We start from the raw sequence: 16,359 nt of genomic DNA on the forward strand, positions 1-16,359 counted from the left end.
TAGGTTTCAAATTGCAACCACGTTACTCAAGGCCAGACGACAGACCTGGCTGTCCTTATCCAAAAGGTAAACACCATGGTCGCAGACCCTTCATCGCAAGGCAGCGAATGCCCGGTAGCACGGACACTGGAAGCCATTGGGGATCGATGGTCGCTGATGATCATTCGCGACGCGTTCGACGACATTCGCCGATTCAGCGAATTTCAGAAAAGCCTGGGGGTGGCCAAGAACATTCTGGCATCGCGCCTGAAGACGTTGGTTGAGGTCGGTGTGTTCGACGTTCAACCTGCGTCGGATGGCAGTGCCTACAAGGAATACGTCCTGACGGAAAAAGGACGGGAGATCTTTCCAGTGGTGGTCTGTATGAGGCAGTGGGGTGAACGGTTCCTGTTCACGCGGGAAGAGACCCGTTCGGTGTTGCTGGACAATCAGTACGGCCAGTCCCTGATGCCGATTGAAGTTCGCTCCTTGAACGGACAAAAACTTGGACCGTCCGACTGCCACCGAGTGAGGGTGGTTGCCGACGAGTCGTGAATCGATCGGTGGAAAGCGAGTCAGTCGAGCAGCGACACCAGCCGCGGCTCGATTGATTGCCCAACCACTTCCAGCAACGCCAGGGTGACAGGCAATTTGAAACGTCGGCGCCCGGCGCTGCCTGGATTCAGGAACAGCCGTTCACCACGCCAGTCGATGCGCGGTTTGTGCGAATGACCGGTGATCACCAGCTTGATACCGTCATCAAGATCGGCCGCTACATCGGCGATGTCATGCACCAGCAGAACCGTCCAGCCATTGAGCTCCAGGTGCAGACAATCGGGCAACTCCCGGGCCCAGGGTGCGTCCAGGTCATTGTTGCCACGCACCGCATCCACCGGCGCGATTGCGGCCAATTGCTCGAGGATCGCCGCGCTGCCGATGTCGCCCGCGTGAAGGATGCGATCACAGCCTTGCAGGGCGGCTATGGCTTCGGGGCGGAGCAAGCCGTGGGTGTCGGAGATGACGCCGATTTTCATGGCGGGCAGTTCGAGCGGCATTGTGGTTCCAGGTTCAAGGGGATGTCTCCTGCGCGGATCCTTGCTGAACGAAGCGGTCGATCAACCACCTCGCAGCCGGCCCCGGCGGCAAATCCGTGCGGTAAATGACGTCGAAGGGGTAAATCCCGCTTTTGTATTCCGGTATGTTCAGTTGCACGAGTCGACCGCTTTCTAGGTCTTCCCGGACCATGGGGGCGGGCATGTTCCCCCAGCCGATGCCCTCACGCAACAGCATGTGCTTGGCGCCCAGGTCCGCCAGGCGCCAGGTGCGGTTGCTGAGCACGGCGAAATCCTTGTCCTTGGTCAGGACCGAACGGTCGGACAGCACCAGTTGCGTGTGCTCTCGGCCGGCGCCCGGAGCATTCGGTTCGCTCGAAGCCAGTGGATGATTCGGGGCCGCCACGGGAATCAACTCGACACTGCCGACCCCCATTCTCTCGATACCGTCGATGCCCTCGTTCATGGGGCCGCTGACGCCGATGATCGCGCCACGGTTGACCACCCGTTCAGTGACGGCGCCGAGGGCTTCCATGTGCAAGTGCAGGGCAACGGTCGGGAATTCTTCGCGAAAGGATTTGAGTGCATCCACCACGCGCTCGGGGGGCAGCATGACATCGAGCACCACGTGCACTTCGGCTTCAAGCCCCTGGAGCAGGCCCTTCACTTTGGCGCGTAAACCATGAACACCGTTGGCAATGGTCCTGGCTTCGGCCAGTACGGTGCGACCGGCATCAGTGAGCTGGGGTTTACGGGTTGTCTGGCGGTCGAATAGCGACACGCCGAGCTGCATTTCCAGGTTGGCGATCGAGTAGCTGACGACCGAAGTGGCGCGGTGCAATTTTCGGGCGGCCGCCGCGAAGCTGCCGACTTCCACGACCGTCAGGAACACTCGCAGTTGGTCCAGTGTCGGTGTTCCCGGGTCAGAGATCATGCCTGTTTCCTTGAATCAGGCGTCGCTGGGCAAATTGCACGATTGAACTCCTTTGCCGGTGATGTGGGTTTGCTTTTCTAGTTTATCGAATCTAATGATCTAAATTAGTCAGCTATTCAGGTTAGATGACGAGGCGCAACATTTCTTCACCCGGACGGTTCAAGTCGAATCGCACCCAACTGAAGGAATTGCCCCATGACGACTTCTGCAAACATCGCTCAAACAACCACCTCTGACCAGAGCCGTTCCGACGTCACCCAAGCCTCGGCTTCGTTGATCGGCCGCGTACTGCTCAGCGCCATCTTCATCCTTTCCGGTTTTTCGAAACTGGCCGCTCCGGCAATGATGGTCGGCTACATCAGCTCTGTCGGGCTTGCGCTTCCTCAATTGGCACTGGCGGTGGCAATCATTGTAGAGATCGGCGGCGGCCTGGCATTGATCGCCGGTTACCGCACCCGCACCGTCGCCGCCGTACTGGCCGTGTTCAGCGTGTTCACCGCGCTGGCGTTCCATAACGCACTGGGCGATCAGAACCAGTTCATCCACTTCTTCAAGAACATCGCGATGGCCGGTGGCCTGTTGCAGGTTGTGGCCTTCGGTGCCGGTCGCTTCAGCCTCGACGCCCGCCGTCGTTGATCCCCCCGCGCTGCGCAGGGCCCGCGCCCTCGCAGCGCAATGTTTTTTCCCTCTTTTTTCAATAGTCGAGACCTCCATGAAAGCCCTACGCGTGTACGAATACGGCAGTCCTGAAGTTTTACGCCTGGAAGACATTGCCGACCCTGTCCCCGGTGTTGGTGAAGTGCTGATCGATGTCGCCGCAGCGGGGGTCAACCCGATTGACTGGAAGATCCTGTCCGGTGCCATGAAGGCGTTCATTCCTTTGCCGCTGCCTTTTACACCGGGCGTTGAAGTGGCCGGCATCGTCGTCGCGCTGGGGGAGGGCGTCACCGGGTTCAACATCGGCGATGAAGTGTTCGGCTTCATCAATATCGTCGGTGGCTATGCAACCAAAGCGGTTGCCCAGGTTTCCAAACTGGCGCTCAAGCCAAAATCGATCAGTGCCTTGCAGGCTGGCGCGGTTCCGGCATCGGCATTGACGGCCTGGCAGGCACTGACCGAACACGCCGGCGTGCAACGTCGACAGAAAGTGTTGATCCATGCCGCAGCCGGTGGCGTGGGCAGCATGGCCGTGCAGATTGCCAAGTACCTGGGCGCTGAAGTCTACGCAACGGCCTCGGCACACCATCATGCCTATCTGAAGGAGATCGGTGCGGACTACACCATCGACTACAGGACTCAGGCCTTCGAGGAGCTGGTATCCGGCCTCGATGTGGTACTGGATCTGGTGGGTGGCGAAACCCAATCCCGTTCGTTTGCGGTATTGAAAAAGCACGGTGTGCTGGTATCGCCGGTGAGCGCCCCAAATATGTCGCTGGCCAACGACTACGGCGTGATCCCAGCGAACTTTGCTACCCGCTCTGATGGCCGGCAGCTCTCGATCATCGCCGAACTGTTCGACAAGGGACACCTCACCGTCGACGTAGAGACATACCCCCTGAGCGAAGCAAAAGTGGCGATCGAAAAAAGCATGGGCCGTCACTTGCGGGGCCGGCTTGTCCTCGATACAACAAAGTAAGTGGTTGCCAGTGGTTGTTCCTAGAGTTGGGCGTCGATACTGGAGACGCCCATCAGTCCCTGTGTTGGGTGGTAAGCGTTACTCGCGTTCCCGATCTACAACTCGCCTCACCTGGTTCAACAGGTGATCGACATCCTCGGCAGTGGTGGCGAACGAGGTGACAAAGCGAACGACGTTCGGCCCCCAGCGATCGTGATAGAACCCGAACCCGGCCTTTAGCAGCGCATCGATCATTGCCGAGTCCAGCCGACAGAACAGGATGTTCGCCTCGGTACCGCCGAGCACCTCAACCCCCCTCAGGCCGGCAAGTCCCTGGGCCAGGCGCTGGGCAGCAGTGTTGGCCTTGCGTGCGTTGCGCAGCCAGAGGTCGTCAGTCAGGTACGCATCGATCTGCGCCGCCAGAAAACGCATTTTGGAAGAAAGATGGCCTGCGCGCTTGCGCCGATAACTCATCTCGGTGGCGAGGGAGCTGTTGAACAGGACGATGGCTTCCGCCGCCAGCACGCCGTTCTTGGTGGCACCGAACGACAGGGCGTCCACGCCGGCCTTCCACGTCATCTCGGCAGGGGAGCAGCCAAGCGACACCAGGGCGTTGGCAAAGCGCGACCCATCCATATGCAATCCCAGGGTAGAGGACTTGCAGACGTCACCAATGGCTGCGATTTCATCCAGGGTGTAGATGCTGCCGACTTCAGTGGCCTGGGTGATGCTGACGCAGGCGGGCTGGGTCGTGTGTACGTCGCCGACTTTGTCGCGAGTCCGCTCGCGCAGTCGGACGATGTCCAGCTTGGCCGCCGGGCCGTCGACGGTCATCAGCTTCGCGCCGTTGGAAAAGAACTCCGGCGCACCGCATTCATCGTTGTTGATATGACTGGCCGGATGGCAGTAGATGTTGCCCCAGGGTGGCGTCATCGCGCTCAGGCACAGGGCGTTGGCGGCGGTGCCGGTGGGTACGAGAAAGACCTCCACGTCACGCTCGAAGATCTCGCAGAACTTGCGCTGGACCTGCGCCGTCAACTCGTCGGTGCCATAGGGACTTGCCTGGCCCGTGCTGTGTTTGACCAAGGCTTGTGCCACCTCCGGTGATGCACCGGCGATGTTGTCACTTGAAAAACCCAGCGCGGGCGGTCTGTTTGCTTCACCGTTCATCATCCAGTTCTCGGCTGCGCAGGCGAAGGTGTTTCGCCCGGATTGGCGCATCCTATGGAGAGGGAGGGTGGTTGCGCTTGTAAAAAATTGACGGCTGACGGCCTAAGTCCTGTAGCGCGATGGCGCGACGCCGAATGCCTGCCGAAAGGCGCGATTGAAATGGCTTTGATCGTAAAAGCCGACGGCGTGGGCGACCTCGACGATGGGTAGCGCGCTGCGAGAGAGCAGGCCACAGGCCCGTTCGAGACGCAGACGAAGCAGCCACGCGTGGGGCGTCATGCCGATGGTCCGCTTGAACTGCTTGAGAAACGGGAAACGGCCCAATCGGCACAGGCTAGCGAGATCATCGAGAGTGATTCGCTCATCGATGTGGCTGAAACAATAGTCCCTGACGCGAGACCATTGCAGGGGCGATAGCGTGCCGGTAATCGTTTCGGGCTTGATCGCCCGTGACTGGCTCATCAGCTGTTCAAGGAGGGTGAACCATTGCGTCTGCACCGCGAGGCTGCCGGGTCCGACGGCCTGCTGCATCGCTTCGTGCAACCCGCGCAGGTTGCCTTCAAGCCCCGGGTCTTCGAGCAACACACCGGCCAATTCAAGCTCTTTCGGTTGACCGCTGATTTCCTCAGTCAGGCTCGCGACCAGCGCCTGGGACAGACGGAATGTCTTGAGCGTATAAGCGTCGCCGCCCTCGGGCACGCCATCGTGGATTTCACCCGGCGGCATCAGGGCAATCCTTCCCGGACCTAAAAGAAACGACTCGCCTTTGGTTCGATGACGCTGGATGCCTTCGGTGACAAAACCAACGTGGAAGTCGAGGTGGTAATGGCGATCGAAACCGGTGTCTACAAAGCGTGCGGACCCCAGCACCAAGCCTGGTACTTCGGACACGTGATGGTACTTGGCATGCTCAGTCATGGGACCCGTTCAACAATCGGCGAGGAGGGCGTGAGACTCAAAGTTTAAGTGCGTAAGAGGTATAGATGCCATGGGCATCGACTGCCGCTCGCTACGGGTGCACCTCTGGTGCGTCCGACGCGTTCAACTTCTCGATCACCAGGTCGATGAAAGCCGATACCGCAAGCGGCAACTGTCGTCGACTTGGGTACAGCACGTTCAGGCCATAGCCTTTGGGTTGGTATTGCGCCAACACCGGGACGAGCACACCGGCCTGAACATCGAGCCTGGCCATCACCGGTGGCAGTAGCGCGATGCCGAGACCGGCCACGGCGGCCCTGCGCAGTGCCTGTGCGGTATTGCCACTGAAGCGCCCGCTGACTTGCACTTCCTCCTCACCCTGCGGGCCGACCAGGCGCCATGTGGCGTGGCCACCGGGTTGCGCGGAGATCACACAATCGTGGTCTACCAGGTCCTGCAACGTGCGGGGTGAGCCGTGCGCGGCAATGTAGGCGGGGCTTGCGACCATTCCGACGCTGCGCGGATCAAGGATCTGACGGCCGACAAAACCGGAATCGTGCAAAGCGCCGCCGCGAAACGCGACATCGATCTGCTCTGCGATCAAGTCGGCCTTCGCATCGCTGAGTACGAAGTCGAGCCGCACGCGTGGATGCGCGGCGAGAAACCCGGTCACCCAGTCCATCTGGAAGAAGTCGAAGAAGTCGGCCGGTGCCGCCACGCGCACCAGGCCACTGGGCTCGTTACTACCCGTTATCAACTCCTGTCCGGCTTCGAGCAAGCCGTCGACGGCGCCTGCACAACGCTCATGGAAGTCCTCGCCTGCACCGGTGAGTGTGAGCTTGCGGGTGGAGCGTTGCAGCAGCCGCGTGTCGAGGTGCGCTTCGAGCTGCTGGATGCGGCGACTCACGGTATTGGGCGGCATGCCCAGGCGCCGAGCCGCCTCGGCAAAGCTGCCGCAGCGGACTACCTGCACAAACATCGCGATGTCATTGAGGTCGAGCATGGCCGGTCATTCCTTGCGCTGATGGACGAGTGCAATCCAATTGTATCGACTAATCAAGTAATCAGCCTCGCTCTATTGTTCCAGGCATTGGGCCGAGAGGCTTTCCACTTCGAGTGATCATGATGAACGTTCAGCAACAACCTGATATCGCGACTGATCCGCGCTCTGCACGCGAAGCCGAAACTCAGCGCGCTATCAGCTATCGCACCACAGGCAGCGGGCACGGCGCTATTGTCCGGTTGATGAGTCCTGGCGATCTCGGCCACCTGATCAAGCCCTTTGTGTTCCTTGATCTGTTCGAAGGTGAGAGCTCATTCATCAACGGCATGCCCATGCACCCGCACTCGGGCATCGCCACCGTCACGGTGATTACCGAAGGCAATTTGCGCTTCGAGGATGCTGATTCGGGAAAGGGGATGATTGACTACGGCGGTGTCGAATGGATGCGGGCCGGAGGCGGGGTCTGGCACGGCAAGGAAATGTCGGTCGGTACATCGAAGCGGATTCAGGGTTTCCAACTGTGGGTTGCACTACCACCGGCCTTGGAAAACGCCAGTGTCGATAGCCAATATCTGGAGTCAAGCGTGATGCCTGAAGTGGGGCCGGCGCGGGTGATTCTCGGCACGTACCAGGGTGTCCAGAGCCCGGTCCGTGCTCCCGCGGGCATGAACTACCTGTTGGTCACGCTACGAGCCGACGAGTCCTGGACTTATGTGCCACCCAATGGGCACGAGTCGTTGTGGTTGAGTGTCAGCCGCGGCGCTTTGTCTGCACCAGGCTTGGTCAACGCAGCAGAGATGGCCATCTTCGAACCCGGCAGCGGCGCAGTGACGCTCAAAGCGCTGAACAAAGACACCGTCTTCGTGATCGGTTCAGCAGAACCTCATCCCTACGATCTGGCGCTGGGAAACTACTCGGTGCACACCAACCCGCAGGCGCTGCGTGAGGGAGAGGCGAAAATTGCCGAGATTGGCGTTCGCTTGCGTGAGTACCTGAAAAAGCCCAGCCGGTCAGCCGGCGTGCCGGTTTTCAAATAACCCGTGAACCATGGCGGCGCGCCCTCCGAGTCAGGATGGCGCGCCTTTGCCATTTCGCAGTCACAGCCCCTAGCTTTGTGGCACCACCCGCGCTTCGTTTCCGCTACCCTCGACATAAACGTTCATGCCTTTTCTCAGCGACGGGTTGATCGGCTGGGTCACCTGAACCAGTACGCCGCTGTGGGTGCGAACGATGATTTGCTGTGCGTCCACGGGCTGATCATACTTTTTCTTTTCGACGTAGTTGCCGCCTGCCGCGCCCGCGAGGGCACCGGCGACCATCGCCACATCCCGGCCGGTACCCTGGCCGATCAGGCTTCCCAGGGCCAGACCGCCAATACCCCCCATTATGGCACCGACGCCGCTATCGTGATTGGTCTGCATCTGGGTCTGTGTGATCTGCTCGATTTTCCCCGAGCGAATTTCCATTTCGCCAGCGCCTCCGCTCCCGGCACCCACCGCGGCACAGCCGCCAAGCACCAGACCAAAAAGCGTAATCGTCAGCCAGGAAGCGATTGTTTTCATCGTCGAACTCCATTTTCAGAGGAAGTGGGTCATGCACACGCATCCAATGACGTTAGACGAAAAAGTCCGGTTCATGCGCTTGTTTGCCTGCGCACTGCGCGTAAGGTTGGTGAATCAGAACGCCAGGCGGGGGATGGCCAAGGTTCAGGCGCTGCTGACACAGTGTTTTGCGGATATCAAACAGGTCCGGACTGAGCGATTAGCCTGGGAACCGGTCCCCAAACATAGGGTACCCGCCGGCGGAACCTTCGCGTGTCGCCTCGTCCTGAATCACATCCCAATGTTCGACCATCACGCCGTCCTCCAGGCGCAGGATATCGACCACGACCCAGTTCGCCGGCTGGCCGAGGCCAGTGAAGCGACCGTGCAACATGACGAAGTCTCCTTCAGCGACTGCCAGTTGGCACTCGTAACGCAAATCGGGTGCTCCTGCGGCGACCAGTTCGAACAGACCCTCGCGACCAGGGGGCACATGGGCACTGTGCTGGATGTAGGAGGGTGACCAGAAGCGTTGGGCCGCAGCCAGATCCTTGAGATTGAACAGGGTTGCGAAGCCTTCGAGGACGATGGCCTTGTTCTCGGCGGGTGTACGTGAAGTCATAGTCTGATCCTGCTTGCAATGTAAAAGGTCGGCGGCTGTAGGGCCGCCCAATATCGCCTTGTGGTCTCAGCCGAAAGCCGGTCCATTTGCAATCATGTCGTTGAACGCATTCACCCAGGCATGCTCGTTCGGGCCAGGATTGGCGCGCATGGCTTCGGCCGGAGTGACGAGAATTTCGTCGGCACCGCTTTCGAACTGTTTCATCGCTTCTGTGATGAACTGGTCGAGGGGAATGGCGCGTTCCTCCTCGCTGCTGTCGAGCAATTCGGTGCGTACCCACGGCGGTGCGATCTCGACCAGTTGGACGCCGTGTTCGCGCAGCAGATAGCGCTGCGACAAGGTGTAGGAGTGCAGCGCGGCCTTGGTTGCCGAATAGACCGCCGTCACGGCCATGGGTACGAAGCCGAGTACTGAGGAAACGTTGACGATGATCGCATCCGGCTTGGCCTTCAGATGCTCGACCAGCGCCGAGGTCATGCGGATCGGACCCAGCAGGTTTGTGGTGACGGTCGAGAGAGCAAGCTCATCGTCCACCGGACCTTCTGCATGATCGAGCAACATGATGCCGGCATTGTTGATCAGCACATTGAGCTCAGGGTAATGGGCGATGAGGTGCTGCGCTGCTGCCTGGATGCTGGCCGTGTCGTTGATGTCGAGTTCGATGGCGGCCATGCCGGGGTTGGCGTCGAGCGTCTGCTGCAGTCGTTCCTTGCGGCGTCCGGAGATGATCACTTTATTGCCAAGCTTGTGGAAGGCTTCGGCCAGGCCCTGGCCAATGCCGGAGCCGCCGCCAGTGATGAAGATCGTGTTGCCAGTCATGCGCATGAGGGATTTCCTTGAACGAAAAAGTCAGGGCGTCCGCCACGCTGCCAGGTCGATCAGCCCGACCGCTGCGTCGCGGGGTATGGCGCTAAATTGGCAGCTTCGGCAGGATCGGAGTAGACGCTGTGACTGGCTATCTTCTATGCGTCGGATGCATAAGCACCGCTGGCATCGTCAAGCAGGCTGGCGACAAGATGTTCAATCAGGGCGCGGCCGGCTCTTCGGGTTCGCGAGCCGTGGGGGAAGTAGGCATGCACAGGTACGGACTCGGTTTCCCAATCGGTGAGCAGTGCGACAAGTTCACCGCTTTCTAGCTCTCGCCGGCATGCCCAGGCCGTTGTCGAGGTGATCCCCAACCCGGCCGTTGCCGCCGCGACAGCGCCTTCGTTTTCGTCGGTGGAGAAGTGCGCTTCGAGCTCAATCGTCCTGGTCTCACCATCGCGTTTGAACATCCACCCACTCGGGACCGTCGAGGCTGGACCGGCGATGATTCGATGGGATTGCAGGTCCTCAGGCGTAGTCGGCTCTCCGGCGGTGAGCAAGTAGGACGGTGAGGCGAGAATGAATCTGGAGATCGTCATGATCTGGCGGCTTGTTGCACTGGAGTCCACGAGTCGTCCAAGCCTGATCGCAACATCGATATTCTCGCGCACCAGATCCTGCCAATGATCGGCGAGCAGGACCTGGATATGCAGGTTGGGGTGTATCGCTGCGAACGGCGCTATACGCGGAATGATTTCCCGTACGCCGATGCTGGTCGGCATGCTGATCCGCACAACGCCGCGCAGCTCTTGGCCGCCGCGAACGCTTTGCTCGGCTTCTTCCACCGCGGCGAGGATGGGTTCCATGCGCGATAGAAAATCCGCCCCTGCGTCAGTCGGGACGACGGCACGTGTCGATCTCGCCAGCAGCAGGGTGCCGAGATCGGCTTCGAGCTCGGCGACAATCCTGGAGACCTGGGATTGAGAAAGACCCACTTCGCGTGCCGCGGCCGAAAAGCTGCCCAGTCGCGCCACCCTCGTGAAAAGCCTGTAGGAGAAAAGGTCTTTCATGTGTTGGCACCTTCCTTCAGCCGGTACGCACCTTGACCCCGTTGGCAGAGGCGACCGTGAAACGCGGCAGTTTGGGTAAGTGTTTTTTTGAAGGGGAGGTAGCTGGGGCACTATGACCCCAGCTACCAGCGGTGCAAATGATCACGCAACTTCGGTATGGAAAGGATAGTCCGTGTAACCCGCTTCCGTGCCACCGAAAAACGACTCGCGGTCGTACGGGTTCAGCGGCCAGCCGTTGCGCAGGCGCTCTGGCAAGTCAGGGTTGGCGATGAAGTGGCGGCCGAACGCGACCAGGTCTGCATCGCCGGCCTCAAGGATTGCGTTGGCCGATTCACCGGAGAAACCGCCTGCCGCGATCAGGGTGCCCTTGTAGTACTGGCGGATGAGTTGGGACGCCACCGGATTCTGGTCCCGGCGCTCGTCTTCGGCGACACCCAGGATGCGCGGTTCGATCAGGTGCAGATAGGCGAGGTCCAGCTTGTTCAGCTCGCGTGCGACATAGGTGAACAGGCCAATGGGATCGCTGTCGGACATGTCGCCGAAATTGCCGCTCGGGCCCAGGCGCACCGCCACCCGATTGCTACCCCAGACGGAGATCACCGCCTCTACTGTTTCGAGCAGGAACCGGCTGCGGTTCTCGAACGAGCCACCGTAGATGTCCGTACGTTTGTTGCTGCCGTCCTGGAGGAATTGATCGAACAGGTAGCCGTTGGCCGAGTGCAACTCCACGCCGTCGAATCCGGCTGCGATACCGCGTTCGGCCGCTGCGCGGAAGCTTTCCACCAGCCCGCGGATTTCCGCGATGGTCAGTTCGCGTGCCGGGCTGCCGGGGGTCCAGCCGGTCTCGGTGAAGGCGAGGCCGCCGTGGTCCACGACGGAAGGGGCCACCGGCTGGGCGCCGCCGGGCTGCAGGAGGCTATTGGACTGGCGCCCCGCATGATAGAGCTGCAGAAAGATTTTGCCGCCTTTGGCATGAACGGCGTCGGTCACGAGCTTCCAGCCAGCGATCTGGCTGTCGTCATATAGACCGGGAGCACCGAGGTAGCCATTACCATTGGCGGCGGCGATAGTGGCCTCGCCGATCAGCAGGCCACCGGCGGTGGTGCGTTGGGCGTAGTACTCGGCCATCAATTGGCTGGGGATCGCGCCCGACTCGGCACGCATACGGGTAAGTGGAGCCAGAACGACGCGATGGGAAATCTGGTGTGGACCTATTTGGATGCTCGTATGCAGTTTGGACATGACAACGATACCTATCAGTGGTGGGATGGGGCCAATGTAGGCGTAAAATTCGCGGAGAAAAATGTCCCGTGATGCCGAACATTTCGGATGTTTTTTCCGTAATCCCGCCTTGTTGGCGGGGGTCTACCGGAGCAGGCAGGAATAGTGATGGAAAGTCTGAATGGCATCTCGATATTCGTGCAGGTTGCCGAAACGCGCAGCTTCTCCGAGTCCGCCCGCCAGTTGGGGGTGTCGTCCTCGACCGTGGGCAAAACCATCGCCCGCATGGAGGAGCGCTTGCATGTGCGGCTGTTTCATCGCAGTACACGCAGCATCACGCTGACGGCCGAGGGAACCCTGTTCCTTGAGCGCTGCCGCCGCATCCTCAGCGAGCTCACCGCTGCAGAGTCCGAGCTGTCAGGCCTGGCTGGCAGTCCACGGGGGCGGCTTCGGGTGGGCACTCCGCTACTGGGCGACCTGATGATGCCGGCCTTTGACGGGTTCATGGAGCAGTATCCGGAAGTCGAACTGGATATCGATTTTTGCGACCGTATGGTCGATGTGATCGAGGAGGGGTTCGACGCGGTGATTCGCACCGGCGAGCAAACCGATTCTCGCTTGACTGCGCGCCGCCTCGGTTCCTGCGCACATGTGCTGGTGGCGTCGCCGACGTATCTCAAGCGGCATGGTGTACCCACCTATCCGCGTGAACTGGAACGCCATTCATGCCTGCAGCACAAGTTTCCCGCAACCGGAAAGCTGGAACGCTGGCCGCTGCGACTCGAAGCCTCCGAGGCTGAACTGGTGCTGCCCGCCACAATGACGTCGAACACGATCGAGCCTCTTGCCTACGCCGCAATCCAGGGCAGGGGCATTGCCTTTCTGCCGACTTTCCTGGTGCGCGAAGCGCTGGAAAGCGGCCAGCTGGTCACCGTGCTGGACGACTGCATTGACCGCCAGGTCGTCTTCTGGATGCTGTGGCCAGCCAGCCGTTATGCCTCACCCAAGTTGCGCGTGTTCATTGACTACATGAGTGCGCACTTGCGCATCTGATCGCTTACGCCGGCATGTACTACAACGCAAAACGCCGCCATGGCTTAAACAATCAGCTTTCACCGGTAGTAGCGCTTGAAAAGCGCTACGCAATGAGCCTGCAAGGTGTCGGGATAATCCGGGGCGATCCAAGTGGGCCCTACGTCTACCGCAAGGTTTAGTGAGATACTGACATCGTAAGACTTCGGACTTCCTTTTTACTGCATGGATTGCACCCCTTTTGAAAACCATAGCGCTTACCTTGGCTTTATTCATTCCCATCGTCTCCACGCAGGCTCTGCGCGTCGAGAAGCCCGAATGATGTTTACCAGGCGGCGCAGCTCCTTGGTGGGATTCATTCTTTTGGCGGTCGGTTTGGTGGGTTTTTCGACCTGGTTACTGCTGACATCTGAGACCGAACGCCGGAAAACGCGTTTTTTAGAATACGTACAGAACATTTCCGGCATCGTGCGCAACCAACTGGATACCAATGAAGCGGTGTTGTCGGGTTTTTCAGCATTTCTTCAGGCAGTCGACCAGAGCGATTCGGAAGCAGCAGCTCGTTATGCGGCAGCGGTTTTATCCGCGTACCCTCATATTTACATGCTCGAGGCGGCGAGGGCGGTACCCATCGCCGAACAGGCTGCATTTGAAGAACTGTTGAAACGCACCTGGCGTCCGGATTTTGCACTCAAGGATTTCCCGAGCCTCGCTCAGCAACCTGCCCAGCATCAGGTCTATCTCAATGAGACCTGGCCCGTGTTGTTCATGTACCCGCCACTCCCGCAATCCAGTTCGATCTATGGCGTCAGGCTGGAAACCGTTGGGCATCTTTCCTATGCACTGGCTCGAACCCGCAGTAATCAGAAACCTGTCGTATCACCCGTTTTCTCGATGTACGAAGGTGGTAATGCTTACATTCTGATGCAGTCTGTCAATCGGACCGAGGATGCAAGAGAGAGCACTCGCCCCAATTTTTTTGGCAGCACGATATTGTCTTTGCTTCTGATCAGAACGGACTCGCTATTGGAAGCCGTGAACGATGCGAACGTCGATCCTTTCGTCCATATCAGCGCTGTTCTGAAAACCGGCGCCGGTACAGAAAACAACGTGTTTTCAACAGAGACAGAGCAGGCTGGTTTTCTGGATCAGCTTTTCTTGCCGTGCCTGACTGATCGGGTCGAGATTAGAAACGTTTCACAACCAATGACGTTGCTGTTTGAGCGTCAGCTGCGGTTTGGGGATGTTCTGAGCGCCGAAACCTTGGTGATCCTTACCGTTTTGGCCGGGGCACTTGTCCTCATGCCGCTGGTGTTGATCCGGCATTTCAAGGCGATAGAAAGGGCTGAAGTCGAGCACGAGCGAGCAACGTATCTGGCAACCCATGACGTACTCACAGAATTGCCCAACCGCTACCTCTTTGCCGATCGTTTTGAGCAGGCCATCGCCAATTGGAAAGTGAACGGGACACCGTTTGCCGTGTTGTTGATCGACCTGGATCACTTCAAGGAAATCAACGACGAATGCGGCCATGAGGTAGGCGATCAAGTGCTTCGAACGGTCGCAAGTTGCATGCTTCAGGCGACTCGCTCGCGTGACACAGTCGCACGCTATGGAGGGGATGAATTCGTCATTCTGCTTACGGACATTACCAGCGCTGAGAGTGCCGGAAAAAAGGCGGAGAGGTTGTTTGAAGCTATCGCGCAGCCAGTCATGACAACCGCTGGAAAGCGATCGCTCTCGTGCAGTATCGGGGTTTCGCTGTTTCCTGTTCACGGCCAGAGTCTCGACACTCTGCTCAAGGCGGCGGATCAGTCCATGTATGGCGTCAAGCAACTAGGTCGCAAAGGCATTGCAATGACTGAAACGGTAGAGGACTGATCTGACGAAGAGAGGGTGAAATGCTTGCCGGCTGGTTTCGTGGCACGGCAGGCGTTGATCACGCAGGAGGTACCACGCTGAACTTCGTTAATGACCGCTCGTATCGTCGTCTACAGCAGGCGCAACCAACTGGCCTGATTTGACAGGTAGCGAGGGACGGATGTGTTGTCACTCGCTACCAGCTTGATGAAAGCTCGTCCATGATCCGCAAGTAACCAGCTTCGTACAGACTGATTAATTGGTATATTCCCCGCGCGAGCGCTTAGCCACTTCATAGGCCATCATTCCTCCAGACGGCAGTTTCAAGAGCACAACGGGCATCTTTAGAGGAGTCCTGTCGCTGACCTTCGAGGTGCGTTACCCCGTAAAAGGTGCCAAGGTGGATGGCTCTACAGTGGCTCCGTTCAATGTTTACCCAGGTGAACCAAAATTGTTGAAAGGGAAGTCGGTAACGATACCTGACCAGCCTTCTTGTTAAGTGTTTTTTGAATATGAAGAACAGTCTTGCAGATTCATTTTTTTGCCTTAAGTCCGTTGTAGAACTCGAGCGCAATCTCCTTGGAAATTTCCATTTTTTGCCGAAACTTGCTAGGGCGCAAAGAATGATCTTCATTGTACTTGGAGTCTATTCCAGCGCCGAAAGCTTCTTCTCTCTGGATCATTTCGTTTAGTGCCTTAACCAGTGCGCCATCGCTAGTGGCAATCTTATGCGCGCCGACGTAACCATCTACGAGTGTCTCGGCGTATCCATGAATCTCGCAGTTATGATAAAGATAGAGTTTCATGATGCAGGCAAATGAATGGGCGAAAGATTTTTTTGCTCCACTTGGCAGTGCTGAGTTGCAGCCATAAATTTTTATCTTCCCGGCAAAATTTTTATTCAGCAGGACTTCATCTTTCAACTCTTTGGCCAGGGCAAAGGCGGTGATGGACTCGCTGCTAGCAGAACTTTCGTTGGACAGACTCATGCTTCCTGGAGCGCAATGACCAAAAATGTAGATTGTCTCGTTTGGGCCTATGCAACTTTCCAAGCGTTCTTTAAGCCTTTTTTTCGAAGGTTTGTCGAATGTAAAGAACTCATAGTCGGCCAAATCGGTCCTGTCTTTGTTGGCATCAATTTTTGACCGCCTTGCTTTTCGCCAGTTTTCTCTCGTATTTGTCCACTGTCTGGACTGCCCCGAAAAAGGGCATATCACGATTCGTGAGTGTTTACTGGCGTTGCTGTCATCGCACATATCGTTCCTTCCATTGAATAGATCTCCTACCGAAAAGATTCTAGCCAAGCCTGAGGATTTGGCACGTTGTGCCTTTCGCGAAAATCTATCCTTGCGGGTGGAAAGCAAGCGTGTTGAGCAAGCCCGCTCCCACAGTTCGTTACGCCGCGCCGTCAAGGAATTGCTCGGCGTAGTGGCAAGCCACCTGGCGGCCGGCGAGCAGGCGCAGGGCCGGCTCTTCAGTGCTGCAACGCTCGGTGGCATATGGGCAGCGCTTGTGGAAGGCACAGCCGGACGGTGGGT

The 16,359-nt window shown here is 58.5% G+C and carries 18 protein-coding genes; 6 read left to right on the top strand and 12 right to left on the bottom strand.

Annotated features, from left to right (window positions below; all coding sequences use genetic code 11):
- Window positions 1–75: 75 nt before the first annotated feature.
- Complete coding sequence (locus tag KGA96_RS27175; protein ID WP_223515615.1) at window positions 76–534, top strand: winged helix-turn-helix transcriptional regulator; 459 nt, start codon at window positions 76–78, stop codon at window positions 532–534.
- A gap of 20 nt (window positions 535–554) precedes the next feature.
- Here the strand turns inward: KGA96_RS27175 and KGA96_RS27180 are convergent, their stop codons facing one another.
- Both KGA96_RS27180 and KGA96_RS27185 read right to left on the bottom strand, forming a co-directional pair.
- On the bottom strand, window positions 555–1,013 hold the full coding sequence (locus tag KGA96_RS27180) for a metallophosphoesterase family protein (protein ID WP_046043921.1): 459 nt from the start codon (window positions 1,011–1,013) through the stop codon (window positions 555–557).
- A 34-nt stretch (window positions 1,014–1,047) separates the two neighbouring features.
- Complete coding sequence (locus tag KGA96_RS27185; RefSeq protein ID WP_223466507.1) at window positions 1,048–1,965, bottom strand: LysR family transcriptional regulator; 918 nt, start codon at window positions 1,963–1,965, stop codon at window positions 1,048–1,050.
- A 195-nt stretch (window positions 1,966–2,160) separates the two neighbouring features.
- Between KGA96_RS27185 and KGA96_RS27190 the strand changes: the two genes are divergently transcribed.
- Window positions 2,161–2,601, top strand: a complete 441-nt coding sequence (locus KGA96_RS27190; protein ID WP_046043895.1) for a DoxX family protein — start codon at window positions 2,161–2,163, stop codon at window positions 2,599–2,601.
- Window positions 2,602–2,677: 76 nt separating this feature from the next.
- Window positions 2,678–3,601, top strand: a complete 924-nt coding sequence (locus tag KGA96_RS27195; protein ID WP_223515618.1) for an NADP-dependent oxidoreductase — start codon at window positions 2,678–2,680, stop codon at window positions 3,599–3,601.
- Window positions 3,602–3,679: 78 nt separating this feature from the next.
- On the opposite strand, the gene KGA96_RS27200 is transcribed toward KGA96_RS27195, so the two are convergent.
- From KGA96_RS27200 to KGA96_RS27210, 3 genes are all read right to left on the bottom strand, one after another.
- Complete coding sequence (locus tag KGA96_RS27200) at window positions 3,680–4,750, bottom strand: threonine aldolase family protein (RefSeq protein WP_223515621.1); 1,071 nt, start codon at window positions 4,748–4,750, stop codon at window positions 3,680–3,682.
- A gap of 102 nt (window positions 4,751–4,852) precedes the next feature.
- Window positions 4,853–5,668, bottom strand: coding sequence for an AraC family transcriptional regulator (locus tag KGA96_RS27205; RefSeq protein WP_223466501.1), 816 nt, complete (start codon window positions 5,666–5,668; stop codon window positions 4,853–4,855).
- A gap of 91 nt (window positions 5,669–5,759) precedes the next feature.
- Window positions 5,760–6,671, bottom strand: a complete 912-nt coding sequence (locus KGA96_RS27210; protein WP_046043891.1) for a LysR family transcriptional regulator — start codon at window positions 6,669–6,671, stop codon at window positions 5,760–5,762.
- Window positions 6,672–6,793: 122 nt separating this feature from the next.
- Between KGA96_RS27210 and KGA96_RS27215 the strand changes: the two genes are divergently transcribed.
- Complete coding sequence (locus tag KGA96_RS27215) at window positions 6,794–7,708, top strand: pirin family protein (RefSeq protein ID WP_223466518.1); 915 nt, start codon at window positions 6,794–6,796, stop codon at window positions 7,706–7,708.
- Between the two features lie 69 nt (window positions 7,709–7,777).
- Here KGA96_RS27215 and KGA96_RS27220 read toward each other — a convergent pair whose 3' ends face one another.
- From KGA96_RS27220 to KGA96_RS27240, 5 genes are all read right to left on the bottom strand, one after another.
- Complete coding sequence (locus KGA96_RS27220; protein WP_046043890.1) at window positions 7,778–8,233, bottom strand: glycine zipper 2TM domain-containing protein; 456 nt, start codon at window positions 8,231–8,233, stop codon at window positions 7,778–7,780.
- 199 nt (window positions 8,234–8,432) lie between these two features.
- Window positions 8,433–8,834: an ester cyclase gene (locus KGA96_RS27225; protein WP_046043889.1), complete on the bottom strand. Its 402-nt coding sequence runs from the start codon at window positions 8,832–8,834 to the stop codon at window positions 8,433–8,435.
- A 66-nt stretch (window positions 8,835–8,900) separates the two neighbouring features.
- On the bottom strand, window positions 8,901–9,659 hold the full coding sequence (locus tag KGA96_RS27230) for an SDR family oxidoreductase (protein ID WP_046043888.1): 759 nt from the start codon (window positions 9,657–9,659) through the stop codon (window positions 8,901–8,903).
- 137 nt (window positions 9,660–9,796) lie between these two features.
- Window positions 9,797–10,708 (bottom strand): LysR family transcriptional regulator, encoded by a 912-nt coding sequence (locus KGA96_RS27235; RefSeq protein ID WP_046043887.1) that lies wholly within the window; start codon window positions 10,706–10,708, stop codon window positions 9,797–9,799.
- Between the two features lie 141 nt (window positions 10,709–10,849).
- On the bottom strand, window positions 10,850–11,950 hold the full coding sequence (locus KGA96_RS27240; RefSeq protein ID WP_223515624.1) for an alkene reductase: 1,101 nt from the start codon (window positions 11,948–11,950) through the stop codon (window positions 10,850–10,852).
- A gap of 147 nt (window positions 11,951–12,097) precedes the next feature.
- On the opposite strand from KGA96_RS27240, the gene KGA96_RS27245 reads away from it, so the two are divergent.
- Window positions 12,098–12,982, top strand: coding sequence for a LysR family transcriptional regulator (locus KGA96_RS27245; RefSeq protein ID WP_046043884.1), 885 nt, complete (start codon window positions 12,098–12,100; stop codon window positions 12,980–12,982).
- A 300-nt stretch (window positions 12,983–13,282) separates the two neighbouring features.
- Window positions 13,283–14,842, top strand: coding sequence for a GGDEF domain-containing protein (locus KGA96_RS27250; RefSeq protein ID WP_223515629.1), 1,560 nt, complete (start codon window positions 13,283–13,285; stop codon window positions 14,840–14,842).
- Window positions 14,843–15,354: 512 nt separating this feature from the next.
- On the opposite strand, the gene KGA96_RS27255 is transcribed toward KGA96_RS27250, so the two are convergent.
- Window positions 15,355–16,077 carry a hypothetical protein gene (locus tag KGA96_RS27255; protein WP_223515627.1) on the bottom strand — a complete coding sequence of 241 codons (723 nt, stop codon included), beginning with the start codon at window positions 16,075–16,077 and terminating at the stop codon, window positions 15,355–15,357.
- Between the two features lie 139 nt (window positions 16,078–16,216).
- Window positions 16,217–16,359: oligopeptide/dipeptide ABC transporter ATP-binding protein (locus KGA96_RS27260; protein WP_411741597.1), on the bottom strand; the 143-nt coding region annotated here is incomplete at its 5' end.

Source organism: Pseudomonas sp. GL-R-26 (assembly GCF_019947365.1).
Taxonomy (GTDB): Bacteria; Pseudomonadota; Gammaproteobacteria; order Pseudomonadales; family Pseudomonadaceae; genus Aquipseudomonas.